We start from the raw sequence: 14,293 nt of genomic DNA, 5'->3' as shown, positions 1-14,293 counted from the left end.
AAAGGCAGACCATAGTGACGATTATCCTTTGAAGCGAAGCAATGCGGATGCCGTTTAGAGCCAGCTTGCCATGAAGTTCAAATTGACTTGAGAACCTATCGTCGCTGGTATCAGCAAGGTGAAGTCTAAGCTGACAAAAGGCCATATGCATCAGACCAGAGCCTGCTAACAAGCTGTCGCAGGAAGAGCGTGAGGTGTGTAACCGCTCTGAGTTCGCAAGCTTGCTTCCAACTCAAATCGTCCTGACACTGCTTGAGAGAGGTGAGTATATCGCCTCTGAGTCGATCTACTATTGAGTGCTGAGTACGCAGGGGCAACTTCACAAACGAGGTCGTCAGCGGAGCAGACAGAAGCAAACTAAGCCAACCAGTTACACAGCGACGGACTCGAACCAATTTTATGCATTGGATATCAATCACTTACCTTCAAGGGTTCGAGGCCAACACTATTACCTGTATGTCATTGAGGATATCTACAGTCGAAAAATTGTTGGTTATGAAGTGTATGAGCATGAATGCGGTGAGCTGGCGTCACAACTTCTGCAACGAACGTTGATGCGAGAGCAATGCTTCAATCAAGCACTGGTTCTTCACTCAGATAATGGTGCACCGATGAAGTCGCTGACGTTTAAAGCAAAAATGGAAGAGTTAGGTATTACCTCATCGTATAGCCGGCCAAGAGTCAGTGATGATAACCCGTATGTCGAGTCATTGTTCCGTACAGGAAAGTACATGCCAAGCTGGCCAGCAAAGGGCTTTGAAACAATCGATAGTAGTCGAAGTTGGGTTGAAGCCTTCGTACGCTGGTACAACACCGAGCATAAGCAGAGTAAGCTAAATTACGTCACGTCACGCCTTCAGAGCGTCACAATGGAAAAGATAAAGATATCTTGAAGCGTCGTGTAGAGGTATTGCTAGCAGCAAAACAGCGAAAGCTTGAGCGGTGGTCTGGTGATATCAGGAACTGTGCGCCTGTTGGTGACATTCACCTAAATCCAGAAAGAGAAGCTGCTTAATAAGCAAGAAAATGATGACAACTACCTTGAAAAACACCGGAATCCCAAGGCTATAATTTTGTAGATTATCAATATGGAATTTCGTTTACACCCGATTTCAGATAATAAGTGCGACAATCCCCTTTAAATTGAAGATTAGACAAAATTCAATCCTAGAAACTCACTCTAACTTTTACCAATCAATCAAGCTCATCTAAGCGGATAGAGCCCTTTCCTTATGTTTGGTGTTGTACTACAACTAGTGGATATACATTTATATTAATTAGGTTCTAGTTTGTTCGTCCTTTTACTGGTTTCGTAAGAATTCGTGTCGTCAATCGTTGATTTGGAGTATGTATGACTGGGAAGCCTCGGGCCATAAAGCTATCTTTAAGTATATTAATATTGTCACTCAGTGCAACAATAGCGTGTTGGTCTATGGCACGAAATTATGTTGAACGCAATGCTGAAAGCCGTTTTACTAATTATACCCAAGACGTTAAAGCGTTGATTCAAAATCGCATGTTGAATTATCAACAGGCCCTCTCAGGGGGCGTTGCTCTATTTGCTGCTTCTGAACAGGTCGATCGTGAGGAGTGGGCGAATTATATCGATAAGTTAAATCTTGGCTTGCATTATCCTGGTATACAGGGGATTGGTGTTTCAATTCCTATTTCGGCGCGAGATAAAGAGGCGCATGTGCAGCAAGTTCGGGCGGAAGGTTTTCCTCAGTATGAGATTAAACCTAAGGGGGCGCGAGATGAATACACGGCCATTATCTATTTGGAGCCTTTTGATGCTCGCAACCGGCAGGCATTTGGCTTTGACATGTATTCTGAAGCCGTTCGGCGTCAGGCTATGTCTACGGCAAGAGATACAGGAAGAGCTGCTTTATCCGGTAGGGTTGAGTTAGTTCAGGAGATTACTGAGGATAAACAAGCTGGTTTTTTGCTTTATTTACCTATCTACAAAACGCTTTATTCCCCTGATACAGTTGAAGAGCGAAGGGAGGCCTTTGTTGGTTATGTTTACAGCCCATTCCGCGCAAGAGATCTCATGCAAGGTATCCTTCAATCTAACGTCTCAACGGTAAGCTTTCGGTTATATGATGGCGCAGAAGACACCCCTAATAGTTTGCTGTATGACGGGAATAGCGCCTTAAGTATTGTGGACGAGCAATTCATATCGACATTTCGACGCTCGGAGGTGATTAATGTTGCAGGTCGAGATTGGACGATCATCTATACTTCTACCCCCGTGTTTGAAGCCGGTCTCGATTTTTCGCTGCCTCGTATTGTTGCTGGAACTGGGGGGCTCTTAAGTATTCTGTTTTTTTTCCTTTTTCGGATGTTGATTGTTTCACATCAAACAACTGAAAAGCTGCATCATGAGGCCTCGGCGAGGAGAGAAGCCGAAGGATCCCTTAAGAGCCTAAACCAGGAGTTAGAAAATCGTGTTAATGAACGCACTCAAGAACTAAAGCGACAAGAAGAGCTCAATCGAATGCTTTTAGAGAGTTTGAGTGAAGGGGTGGTGGCTTGTGGCGCGGACGGAAATTTAACTTTATTTAACCGTACAGCAAGAGAGTGGCATGGATCTGACCCATTACAGATTCCCCCCGAACTCTGGAGTAATTATTACAATTTATATGAAGGTGACGGGCGAACACCGATGGCGAAAGAAAACATACCGTTGCTTAGAGCATTTAATGGTGAGCATATTCAAAATGATCTACTTTGCATAATCGCTAATGGTCAAAGTCCCCGCTTCGTCTTGGCCAGTGGAGCTCCGATTTGTGATCTCGATGGTAAGCGCCTAGGTGCTGTGGTTGCTATGCACGACGTAACTGAAAATAGGCGTCATGAACGTCGTTTCATTGATATTTTTGAGTTTGCACCTGATGCCATACTGATAATAGAGAGGGGGGGTTGTATTACTCAGGCCAACAGCCATTCTGAGGTTGTTTTTAATTGGGGGAAAGATGTACTTAAAGGCCAATTAATAGATCGATTTTTACCTGGTATTTATTCAAATATCAATAGCTCTTTCTTCGAGAATGAAGAATTGGGTGAAGGAGCTCGTGTTGAGCAACTCTCTACCATGGCTAGACGTAAAGGGGGGATTGATTTTCCGGTTGACATTAGTTTAAGCCCTGTTGAGTCGGAAAAGGGCTTGCAGGTGGCCGTCGCTATTCGGGATATTACCCAGCGTGTTCAGTCAGAGAGGAAAAATAAAGAAGCGATGGCTATGCTGAATGCCATTGAAGATGGGGCATTTATCTTTGATCCAGAAACGCTTCGCCACAGCTATGTTAATGAAGGTGCCGTTTGTCAACTTGGTTATTCCAGAGAAGAGTTGTTGGATCTTACTGCCGTTGATTTCAAAGTTGAGTTCGATGAAAACCGTTACCGGAAGTTGCTTGAACCCTTGTTAAATGGCGAACAGCAGGTTGTCCATATTTCTACTGTTCATAAACATAAAGATGGTCATCTCATTCCAGTCGAAGTCAATCTTCAGTACATTTTTCTACCTGGAGGGAAAAGGCGTTGTATTTCAATGGTTAGGGACGTAACCGAACGTCATCAGGCTTTACGACAACTTGAGGAGGCAACCAAGCAGCAAAAAGCGGCCAATTTTGTCATAGAGCAGGAGCGTAAAAAACTTGCCCAACGGGTGTCTGAACGCACAGCGTCATTACGGTCAACAAATGAAAAGCTAGAGCAAGCTCGAATTGAGGCGGAACAAGCAAGCCATGCTAAATCGGCTTTCTTGGCGGCAATGAGCCACGAAATACGGACGCCAATGAACGGGGTTATTGGTATGTTAGAGGTTTTGTCACACAGTCAGCTGGAGTGCCATCAAGTTGATGAAGTTAAAACTATTCATGACTCTGCGTTTGCCCTGCTGAGGCTCATCGATGATATTTTAGATTTCTCAAAAATTGAAGCTGGTAAGCTAGATCTTGAAAAATTTCCGGTATCTGTCGAAGAACTTATAGAAGGGGTATGCTCCTCGCTTGTCTCCGTTTCTGAGAAGCAAGAGGTTGACTTGCAATTATTTATTGCCCCGATTTTTCCAAGTTATATTTTGTCTGATCCAATCCGGTTGCGGCAAATTTTCTATAATTTAATTGGTAATGCAATTAAGTTTAGTGGTGGTCGTAAGGAAAAACGAGGAGACGTCTCAGTCCGCGTGAACATTGTTGATAATAAAATGGTTGTCAATATCGAGGATAACGGCATTGGAATATCGTCGGATGCCTTAGCTATGTTATTTACTTCTTTCTCTCAAGCGGAGTCATCCACAACGCGTCGTTTTGGGGGGTCTGGGTTAGGATTGGCGATCTCGAAGCGCTTAGTGGACTTAATGGGCGGAGATATTAAAGTAAACAGTCAGTTAGGAGAAGGCTCTACGTTCACAGTTAGCTTACCTTTGGCAATTTATCAGAAAGAGATCATACCACCTTTATCGTTACTCTCAGAGACAAAGTGTATCCTAGTTGAGAACTCAGTATTTGATACTGACGCTCTACGAGTTTACCTCGAGCATTCGGGTGCTAATGTTCAAGTTGTTAGCACCCATTCCGAAGCGTTACGTATTGCTGAGTTGCTTGAAGAGGTTGTCGTTATAATTATTGGTCCGCAAAAACATGTCCCGGAACTTACCATCGCTTTTCTGAAAACATTGAAAAGTTCACGAATTGAAAGTGGGTATATTAGGCACTTGTTGATGACTCGAGATCAGCCTCGGCCCCTGAAATTTGAATCCCCTGAATTTGTTGCTCTAAATTGTAACCTATTGCGGCGAAAAGAGTTTTTACAGTCTGTTTCAGTGGCTGCCGGAATTGTTTCGCCTGAAATAATACTTGATCAAGTGGGGGAAGAGTCTCTGCCGTTAACTGCGGCACCGAGTGTGGCACAAGCCCGTGCAGAAGGACGGTTAATCTTGGTTGCAGAGGATGATAGCATCAACCGAAAAGTCATCCTTAAACAGTTGAGTCTACTAGGTTATGCGGCAGAGGTTGCTGAGAACGGATTGGTGGCTTATCAACTTTGGCAAGAGGGAAGTTATGCGTTGCTATTAACGGATTTACATATGCCGGAAATGGATGGTTATGCATTAACGGAAGCGATACGACAGGATAACTTGGAGAGGGCACAAAAACCTATCCTAGCTTTGACAGCCAACGCTTTGAGAGGTGAAAAGAGTCGAGCCAAGGCGGTAGGAATGAATGATTACCTTACAAAACCTGTCCAGCTTCATTTACTTAAAGAGGCTCTTGAAACATGGTTGCCCAACCAGAATGGAGTGCCTGAACTTGGATTACTTGAAGAGGAACAGCCTAGGGACTCTGAAATATTGACTGTCAGTAAGCTCGCTGAGCTTGTCGGAAATGAGCCAGCTGTTATGTGTGATTTTTTGACTGATTTTTTGAGTTTAATGACAAGACAGCAGGAACAGTTAAGAGCCGCTTCTTCCGCTAAGGATATTAGAGAAGTGAGCAGTATCGCTCATAAGCTCAAATCTTCATCTCGTTCAGTGGGCGCGATGAGATTAGGTGACTTGTGTGCCGAGCTTGAAAATGCTTGTACTATAGGTGATGTCGCAGTGGTGGAGTTGACCATGACTCTGTTAGATAAGTGTTTTGCAGAGACGGAAGAGGAAGTGATCTGCTACCTTGATAAAAAAATTATATAGGAGAAGTGTATGGCGATAATGTTGATTGACGATGAGCCGTTTTTAATGAAGTTGCTTGCTCATCAATTAAAGGATTTTGTGAATGAAAAGGTTGTTGTTCATCAATATGAACATGCTGTTGATGCTCTTCAAAAATTAGAAATGCATCCTGAAGAGGTAGAACTAATTTTTTGTGATCTGCAGATGCCAAAGATGGACGGAGTAGAGTTTGTCCGTCACTTGGGGCGTATAGGCTACCAGGGAGGTGTTATTTTGATGAGTGGTGAAGAACAAGCCATTCTAGACAGTGCTAAAAAGCTGGCAACCACTTATCAACTTAATATTTTTGGTTGTCTCCATAAGCCTTTTAGTCCCACTCAGTTAAAAGAAATTATTGAGCATCAGGCCGCTCATCTAGAGACGGAATGTTTTGATGACCTGAAAGAGTATTCTGAAGCTGATCTGCGTCGAGCTATTCAACAAGGTGAGCTAATCAATTACTACCAACCACAGGTCAGGCTTCGAGATGGTGAAATTGTCGGTGTAGAAGCTTTGGTACGTTGGCAACACCCTAAAGATGGCCTAGTGTTACCTGATAAATTTATCCCACTTGTTGAAGAGTATGGACTGATAGATGACTTGACGATGGTTGTTTTAGCTAATGCTCTGGAACAGAGCAAACGTTGGCAATCTGTGGGCGCAAAGCTTTGTATGTCAATCAATATTTCAATGGAAAGTCTGACGTCCTTGGAGTTTCCAGATAAGATTCAAAACATTGCACATGAGGCTAGAGTCCCATTGTCAAACTTAGTCTTGGAAGTAACGGAAAGCCGGCTGATGAATGATCGGCAGTTAGCGTTGGACATCCTGACACGACTGCGACTTAAAGGTGTTGCTTTATCTATTGATGACTTTGGGACGGGGTATTCCTCGTTGGCCCAGTTACGAGATATTCCATTCAGTGAGCTTAAGATCGACCGAAGTTTTGTGCATGGGGCCCATAAAAATAAGTCTTTACGCGTGATTTTTGAAGCCAGTTTCAAGATGGCCCAGCAATTAGGAATGCAGACCGTGGCTGAGGGAGTGGAAGATCTTGAGGATTGGGTGTATTTACGTAAGATAGGGTGTGATGTCGCACAGGGTTACTTTATTGCCAAGCCAATGTCTGAAAATCATTTATCTCGATGGTTAGATGAATGGGAAGGCGTCGAGAGCTAACCCTCAATTCAAGAGTAAATGGTGTCAATATTGAATCACTTATGCACCTCTGCCGTACTTTTCCTCCTAAATCATTTGCAAGTCTAAATATCTAGTCTAGAATTCAAATCATAAATAAAACAATAACTTATATTAAGGGGGCTACGGAATGAAAAAATGGCTTAAATCTACAGTCATCGGCTTATTTGTGGTTGGCTCTACGCCAGCTATAACAGCCCCTTCTGTTCTCAAAGTATATCTAGACTCGGATCGAACCGTGCATCTAGCCTCAGCGGAGGCAATAGAAATGGGTGTAAAAACGGCTTTTTCTCAGCATGGTAATCAACTTTTTGGCATTCCAGTAGAGTTCGAAGTACTTGACCATCGTGGGAATACGGCGCGAAGCAAGCTCAATATGCAGCGCTACCAGAAAGACCCTAATGGAATTGTTTTCTTCGCCGGGTTGCATTCTTCCCCCCTGATAAAATATCGCGATTATATCAATGAAAGTGAACTGTTGATTTTGGTGCCATGGGCTGCAGGCGGTCCTATAACTCGCTACCCGTCTGAGAAGAATTTCGTATTTCGCCTCTCTGTTGACGACACAAAAGTTGGGGGGAAACTGGTCTCAACAGCAATCAATAATGGTTGCCAATCTGTTGACTTATTATTAGAAAAAACGCCTTGGGGTAAGTCTAATTACAAAACGATTTTCCAATCAGTAGCCGACCACAGCACACACTTAAAAGCTCGGGTTACTTGGTTTAATTGGGGAATTGACGAGGCTCTGGCTCGTGTGATAGCCGCCGATCTTAATCGAACCGGCGTTGAATGTGTCCTGTTTGTAGGGAATTCACGAGAAGGCCCCTTATTAGTCAAAGCTCTCTCTGATCTTGAACAACCACCAAAAATTTTCAGTCATTGGGGGATCACCGGAGGTGGTTTCTCTCAGCGAGTTTCATTTGATGCTCGCCAGAGAACTGCTTTAAGCTTTGTTCAATCTTGTTTTAATTTTTATAGCTCTCCGGAGAACGATCTATCGAAGGAGGTATACCGCCAAGCTACGGCGCTATTCCCTGATAAGTTTACAAATGATTTTATTGACGCCCCAGCTGGCTTTGTGCATGGCTATGATCTGGCTAAAGTATTTATTCAAGCCGCACAAAGTATCACCCTCACCGATGATATGGTGAATAATCGACAGCTACTTAAGCTGGCGTTGGAGCAGATGGACACACCGGTTCAAGGTTTGGTAAAGACGTATGAACAACCATTTAGCGTTTATGACGTGGCACATCCTGATGCTCATGAGGCGCTAGGAGCCGATGATTTGTGCATGGCGAGGTACACTCAAGTGGGAGCCATCAAGCTGTTAGATTCAGCTAAGATTAATAAGGCAGATTAATGATCTATAAAACTCGACCAAAACTCAGTGGTATTCAGCTTTACGGTGTATTTTTGTTTATCTCGATGGTTGTGTTCGCTCTTATCACTTATGGACTTTTAGAGCAGCAAGCTCAGCAATCAATAAGAAACCTGGAGAAAATCAATACCTCAATTAAACTAAGTACGGCAGAGAGTTATATTAGCCAATCCCTGAATAATACCGAAAATTTAGCGATGAAAATTGCCTCACATCAAGTGGTGATTTCTACCGCTTTAGGGGGGGGGGCTACACCACAAGAGATTAGTGATAGACTAGCAATCGTGAAACCAGTGACGGGTAAGCACTATATTGTGATCTTGGATATTCTTGGTGACCCAATTTATCAAGAGTTAACCTTACCGGATGAACTGTTCGCTCAACTGCACACTAAGATTGAACAAGGAGATCTATCGAGTGTGTTTAGGGTATTTACCTTTCAAGATGATAGTAATAACTTAATGGTTGCTCTTCCAATACTGTACAACGGTTTTCTAGAAGGTTTACTTGTGTATGTGAAGCCATTTGATATTGACGCCTTTTTATCACCGTTGAGGTTCTCCGAACAATATCAAGTAAGTTTAATTCAAAGCGATAATAGTTGGGGTATGCCTCCCCCAATTGATTGGACGCAACATACAACATACCTCCCTAGATACGACTTGGATTTAGTTTACAGTATTAACCCTGCTATCTATCAAAACAATCGTAACCAATTTATCCGTTCACTCATCGTTGCGTTATCGATAGCTGGTGCGTTGACATATATATTGGTCTATTTTACAGGTAAAAAGCTCCTCATATCTCCTTATCAGTCACTAGAAAAGTCTGAGCGCCGATTAAAAAAAGTAGCCATTGAAGCCCAAACCGCAAGTGTCGCTAAATCACAATTTATAGCCTCTATTAGTCATGAGTTGAGAACCCCTATGAACGGGGTTTTGGGGGCAGCTCAACTGCTGACACAGTGTAAAAATAAAGATGAGCGTCATGAGCTTGAACAAACCTTGCTCTCTTCCGGGCACCATATGATCTCAATTCTCAACGATATACTAGATTTTTCTAAAATTGAGGTTGGTAAGCTGACGCTTAATCTTTCTGAATTTAAACTGGCTGACCTACACAATAAAATTGAAAATAGTTATCGACCCTTATGCTTAGATAAAGGTATAACGTTTGAAGGAACGGCCTATTCTGAAACATCAATACACCTAGTTGCCGATGAGACCCGGTTAGCACAGATAGCTCTTAATCTTCTCAATAATGCGTGGAAGTTTACTCAAAAAGGGGAGATCCATTTTTCTACCCGGCTCACGCAAATGAATAACAACGATTATCTAGAAATTAAGGTGTCTGATACGGGAATTGGTATCCCCGCAGAGAAACAAGCAACGATATTTGACCCATTCACTCAGGGCGATGGGAAAACTACGCGTAAATTTGGCGGGACTGGACTTGGCTTAACTATTATTTCCAAGCTCGTAGATACTATGCATGGCACGCTTAACTTGGAAAGTAAAGTAGGTGTAGGGACACGCTTTATCATTTGCGTGCCTGTCAAAGTTGTATCACAGCCTAGAGAGCAAATAAATGAACCAATGAAGTTATTTAATGGCGAAGGGCTGAAAGCTTTGATTGTTGAAGACAATCGTGTAAATAGCATCATCCTATCTAAATTCCTAAAGAAAAGAGGTTTTAAGTGTGATATTGCCCTTGACGGACAAAAAGGTTTTGAGCAAGCGAGCAGAACCTTTTATGACGTAATCATGATGGATAACCATATGCCTATTATGGATGGTACTGAGGCTACGAAACGTATTAAGGCTTTATCTTCACCCTATAGTGATAGCATCGTCATCGCTTGTACCGCTGATGCCTTCGAGGAAAACCTAACTAAAATGCGTGAGGTTGGCTGCGCAGAAATCATCACAAAACCAGTCAATGAGGGGGTGTTAGATTCGGTCTTTAATCAATATCTGTCAAACCAAGCTGTAGAAAAGGCCAACAGTCCATAAATTAATCTGCATGACTAGCTTTGGGCACAGAGAGAAATGTTAGGTATAAAAAGCATAGTTTTCATATTCAGTTTGGTTGTGTAACAGTAATCTTATGCTCCGGGCGTTTTTGCGGGGAGGTCACTATTGCCCAGCTCTTTCTAAAATTCCTCGACACCATTGTCTCAGTTTTTTTCCAAAAAGATTGACAATCGCTGTTCTAACGCCATGAGCTTATAGTGTACATACTTGTCGCCGAGTTTGGTTATCCGGCTTAACTTAGGCCTTTACTCGTGAAACATTATTTCGGAACCAAGCAAATAAACCGCAGTTTTTATTAAATAGAGAACCTTTTGCTTTTGGAAGCGAGTGTCATTGTAGCGGTTTGGCAGCTAATTCCTTAATTCTTCATGACTCGTTGAATATTGGCAGCGCTAAACACATACGCTTGAGCGGGTAGCTTGCTATGAGTAAGTATATAACCAATGTGGTTCAATGGAACTAAATCAAGAACCTACGATCTGGTCAGCTACATCCACTCTCTCTCGCAGCCCTATTCCTAAACCTCTTTACAAAACAACCAACTGGAAGCAATACAACCAATCACTCATTAACCGTGGTTCTCTGACCTTTTGGTTTGATGAAGAGGCGATAAGCGGTTGGGCGCAAAGCAAACAGAATAAGCGCGGGAGACCACGTCGGTTCAGTGATTTGGCTATCACGACAGCACTCATGGTGAAACGCGTGTTTTCTATGCCACTGAGAGCGCTACAAGGATTTGTCGACTCGCTATTTAGATTTCCATGTTCCATTAAGTTGTCCACATTACACCTGCATCAGCGTAGAGCTAAGCAAGTTGGGGTCTCATTTAAGGAGCAATACAGCACCTAGCCACTGATGTTACTGGCCTTAAGGTTTATGGCGAAAGCACATATTGCAGTCGATACAAGCACTCATGAAATTATTGCAGCCGAGCTAAGTTTATCGACGGTTACAGATGGAGAAGTCCTCCCTAACTTACTGAAACAAACACGCCGAAGCCTCCTTGAGGTGTCTGGTGATGGCGCTCACGACACGAGAGCGTGGCACGCAGCTATTAAGATTAAGCGAGTCAGAAGGAACAACCTTCTGGGAGCGTGGTCACCCCCAAAATCTCGCCGTGGGTTGCCAGAAGTTATACGGCTCACATAAGTATTGGAAAGAGCGGTATGGATACCACAGACGTTCACTGTCAGAAACAGCGATGTATCGAGTTAAACAGTTGCTAGGAGGGCGATTGAGCTTAAGAAATTACAATGCGCAGGTGGGTGAAACTTACGCGATGATAAAAGCGTTGAACAAGCTTACTGGGTTAGGTATGCCTGAAACTTGTCGTATTGACTAAAAAGCATGCGAAACGGGGTAGCTCTATCTCTAAATTTAATTACGCAACAAAACCGCTCTTAGGATTTCTCGATGCCGCTAAAAATTGTCATAAGTTTTGCGTTCACTCTTATCGTGAGCGAGACATATTCTATTTCGCCCCTGTTTCTTTGCTTCATATAAAGCATTATCCGCTAGCTTAATCACCTCTTTGACTGTCTCCGCTTGTGAGAGGCTAGCGCATCCTATAGAGATGGTCACTTTCTGATCTGATTCGTATTCTAGGGGGGCTGTGAGGTTTTGTTCACTCACCAATATTCTTAAGTTATCAGCGATCTTGCTGGCGATTTCAAGATCTGTTTGAAGAAGTAAAATAGTGAATTCCTCTCCACCATAACGACAAACTAGATCAGAAGAGCGTGTATTGTTTTTCAGAACATTAGCGACGAGCTGCAAAACTTTGTCCCCTAGTAAGTGCCCATAGGTATCATTGAATTGCTTAAAAAAATCAATATCTATTAATAGTAAACTATTTATTTCCTGGTTCAGGTTTTGTTGCTCAAATACTGCTTGGATTTTTTGATCGAACTCTGATCGGTTATACAATCCAGTTAACCGGTCAGTAATTGCGGATTTATGGAGTTGTTTTTCAAGGAGGCGTCTACGTTTATCGAATTGCTCATAAGTAATACCACTAGCCAGCATTGTAAAGGTGATATACGTACAGACCACCACTACATAGATAGCAAAACCGCTGGTTTCATCATCCAAAATATAAGTGGTGAGAAAGCCGCCAGCTAGGCAAAATAACAACCCAAAGATTAACTGCGTACGCGCTATTTTCGCTCCTAAAGTAGGTAATAAGAGTGTTTTAAGTGCGCCTCGGTGGGCTGTGAGACCAAAAATTGATATGGTTAAAAAGAACCCTAATATAGTGGTGACCGGAGACATCTGGCCATAAAATGAATCAATACCATAAGCGTAACCAACGGCTGAGACAAATGGGAGGAAAATAGCGGTAATGGCAAAAATTTGTATTAGATACCAAGGACGTCTATTTAAGAGGAAAAAAATGGCTATGACAGCAAAAAGTTGCATTACTGATGTATTAAACCCCATCTCGATGGGAGACTCTGCGTGAAGTGGGGTATCAAAAAAGATGAAATAACTTAGAACAGGGTCAATTAAATTAATTCCAGTACTTTGTTGATAGAAACGAATGACAAGTATGAAAAAAGCAAGGCTTACGAGGCTTCTGGTTATCTTCAGACTCTTTTTCCGCCAAATACAGGCGCAAGAAAGAAGTAAAAAGATAAAAGCAGTTATAGGATGCGTAGCTGCCCCATGGCTTGTTGGTCGATAGAGCCATTTAATATCAAAAAGATAGGAAGCTAAAATGAGAACAGACAAAGCTGCAATCACCTTGCAGAAAACTTGGCTGTAAAAAAGAGTGAGTGAAGTGAGTGCTCGTTTTTTTTTGCCATTTATATGTCGCCTTCATTGGGTGTCTTAGGACTTAACTTTTATAGATAATGATTCAATCTAGGAGATTTTTCCCAAATACTGCGTTTAATATTATCATTAATAAGGATGGGGATCCCGCCTTCGGTTTCAGGCCTATCGAACTAACTTAAACAAGGCTTCAGTTTCGTTTCTATATGAATATTGATCTTGTTGTTAACAACAAGATCAAATCTTCCTACTGCAGGAGGGGGGAAAGAAGCGACTATTTCGCGATCAAGAAATCATCAAGTGATTTACCAGCATCAAGCTGTTCTTGAATTATGGAAGGGGTGCGACTTTGACCAGTCCATGTTTGTGCTCTGCCGTTCCCGTCGGTGTATCTATATTTAGCAGGGCGAGGCTTACGTTTACCTTTTGTGTTCTTTTTTGATTTTCCTGATAGAGCTTCTATGAGAGCTTCAACATCAACCTTGATGTGATTTACGATTTCAGCGAATTTTGTTTCTTGGCGTTTAAGAAAGACGGTCGTTAACTTCTTAAGTGCTTCTTCAAGTTCCTCAAGTGTTAATTCACGAGAGAACGCCCGAAGCGAGCGGATATTAAGGGCTTTGTTGCGTAATTCAATGGAACTAAATCAAGAACCTACGATCTGATCAGCTACGTCCACTCTCTCGTAGCCCTATTCCTAAACCTCTTTATAAACAACCAACTGGAAGCAATACAACCAATCACTCATTAACCGTGGCTCTCTGACTTTTTAGATTGATGAAGAGGCAATAAGCGGTTGGGCGCAAAGCAAACAGAATAAGCGCGGGAGGCCACGTCGGTTCAGTGGTTTAGCTATCACGACAGCGCTGCGAGGATTTATCGACTCGATATTTAGGTTAGCCCATGTTCCGTTAAGTTGTCCGCATTACACCTGCATCAGTCGTAGAGCCAAGCAAGTTGAGGTCTCATTTAAGACTAAAACGAGAGGAGCGATACAACACCTAGCCATTGATGCTACTGGCCTTAAGGTTTATGGCGAAGGTGAATGGATGGTCAAAAAACACGGGACGGATGGCAAGCGTAGGGTCTGGTGAAAGCTTCATATTGCCGTCGATACAAGCACTTATGAGATCATTGCCGCCGAGCTAAGTTTATCGACGGTTACAGATGGAGAATTCCTCCCGAACTTACTGAAAC

General features: G+C 42.7%; 8 protein-coding genes and 3 pseudogenes. 9 read left to right on the top strand and 2 right to left on the bottom strand.

What is annotated here, in order from left to right:
* Window positions 1-30 precede the first annotated feature (30 nt).
* The 8 genes and pseudogenes from AB4623_RS04580 to AB4623_RS04545 form a co-directional block, all read left to right on the top strand.
* Window positions 31-1,015 (top strand): annotated as a pseudogene (locus AB4623_RS04580) (transposase); the annotation flags it as partial.
* Between the two features lie 417 nt (window positions 1,016-1,432).
* The gene (locus AB4623_RS04575; RefSeq protein ID WP_372108797.1) at window positions 1,433-5,692 is read left to right on the top strand and encodes a CHASE domain-containing protein; all 4,260 of its coding nucleotides are present in this window, start codon (window positions 1,433-1,435) and stop codon (window positions 5,690-5,692) included.
* 9 nt (window positions 5,693-5,701) lie between these two features.
* The gene (locus AB4623_RS04570; RefSeq protein WP_017097882.1) at window positions 5,702-6,889 is read left to right on the top strand and encodes an EAL domain-containing protein; all 1,188 of its coding nucleotides are present in this window, start codon (window positions 5,702-5,704) and stop codon (window positions 6,887-6,889) included.
* A gap of 148 nt (window positions 6,890-7,037) precedes the next feature.
* Entirely contained in the window at window positions 7,038-8,273 is a 1,236-nt protein-coding gene (locus AB4623_RS04565; RefSeq protein WP_102560516.1) for an ABC transporter substrate-binding protein, read from the top strand.
* Window positions 8,273-10,303, top strand: coding sequence for an ATP-binding protein (locus tag AB4623_RS04560; protein ID WP_017100853.1), 2,031 nt, complete (start codon window positions 8,273-8,275; stop codon window positions 10,301-10,303). Before AB4623_RS04565 ends, AB4623_RS04560 begins: the two co-directional genes overlap by 1 nt.
* Window positions 10,304-10,777: 474 nt before the next feature.
* A complete protein-coding gene (locus tag AB4623_RS04555; RefSeq protein ID WP_102258085.1) occupies window positions 10,778-11,173 on the top strand; it encodes a transposase in 396 nt (131 codons plus the stop codon).
* A 6-nt stretch (window positions 11,174-11,179) separates the two neighbouring features.
* A pseudogene (locus AB4623_RS04550) lies at window positions 11,180-11,332 on the top strand (transposase); the annotation flags it as partial.
* 10 nt (window positions 11,333-11,342) lie between these two features.
* Window positions 11,343-11,666, top strand: coding sequence for a hypothetical protein (locus AB4623_RS04545; RefSeq protein WP_240798311.1), 324 nt, complete (start codon window positions 11,343-11,345; stop codon window positions 11,664-11,666).
* A 77-nt stretch (window positions 11,667-11,743) separates the two neighbouring features.
* On the opposite strand, the gene AB4623_RS04540 is transcribed toward AB4623_RS04545, so the two are convergent.
* Entirely contained in the window at window positions 11,744-13,054 is a 1,311-nt protein-coding gene (locus tag AB4623_RS04540) for a diguanylate cyclase (RefSeq protein ID WP_372145840.1), read from the bottom strand.
* A 316-nt stretch (window positions 13,055-13,370) separates the two neighbouring features.
* A complete protein-coding gene (locus AB4623_RS04535) occupies window positions 13,371-13,733 on the bottom strand; it encodes an H-NS family nucleoid-associated regulatory protein (RefSeq protein WP_069595600.1) in 363 nt (120 codons plus the stop codon).
* 56 nt (window positions 13,734-13,789) lie between these two features.
* On the opposite strand from AB4623_RS04535, the pseudogene AB4623_RS04530 reads away from it, so the two are divergent.
* Window positions 13,790-14,293, top strand: a pseudogene (locus tag AB4623_RS04530) (IS5 family transposase); the annotation flags it as partial.

It is taken from the genome of Vibrio sp. 10N.222.52.C12, assembly GCF_041474215.1.
GTDB classification, from domain to species: Bacteria; Pseudomonadota; Gammaproteobacteria; order Enterobacterales; family Vibrionaceae; genus Vibrio; species Vibrio crassostreae_C.
The sequence above is the reverse complement of the archived record's forward strand: the minus strand, read 5'-3'. Positions and strand labels throughout refer to the sequence as shown.

Bases quoted from the DNA above. Each gene is read 5' to 3' on its own strand.
- AB4623_RS04570 (WP_017097882.1), top strand. From the start codon at position 5,702: ATGGCGATAATGTTGATTGACGATGAGCCGTTTTTAATGAAGTTGCTT.
- AB4623_RS04555 (WP_102258085.1), top strand. From the start codon at position 10,778: ATGGAACTAAATCAAGAACCTACGATCTGGTCAGCTACATCCACTCTC.
- AB4623_RS04575 (WP_372108797.1), top strand. From the start codon at position 1,433: ATGGCACGAAATTATGTTGAACGCAATGCTGAAAGCCGTTTTACTAAT.
- AB4623_RS04560 (WP_017100853.1), top strand. From the start codon at position 8,273: ATGATCTATAAAACTCGACCAAAACTCAGTGGTATTCAGCTTTACGGT.
- AB4623_RS04565 (WP_102560516.1), top strand. From the start codon at position 7,038: ATGAAAAAATGGCTTAAATCTACAGTCATCGGCTTATTTGTGGTTGGC.
- AB4623_RS04545 (WP_240798311.1), top strand. From the start codon at position 11,343: ATGGCGCTCACGACACGAGAGCGTGGCACGCAGCTATTAAGATTAAGC.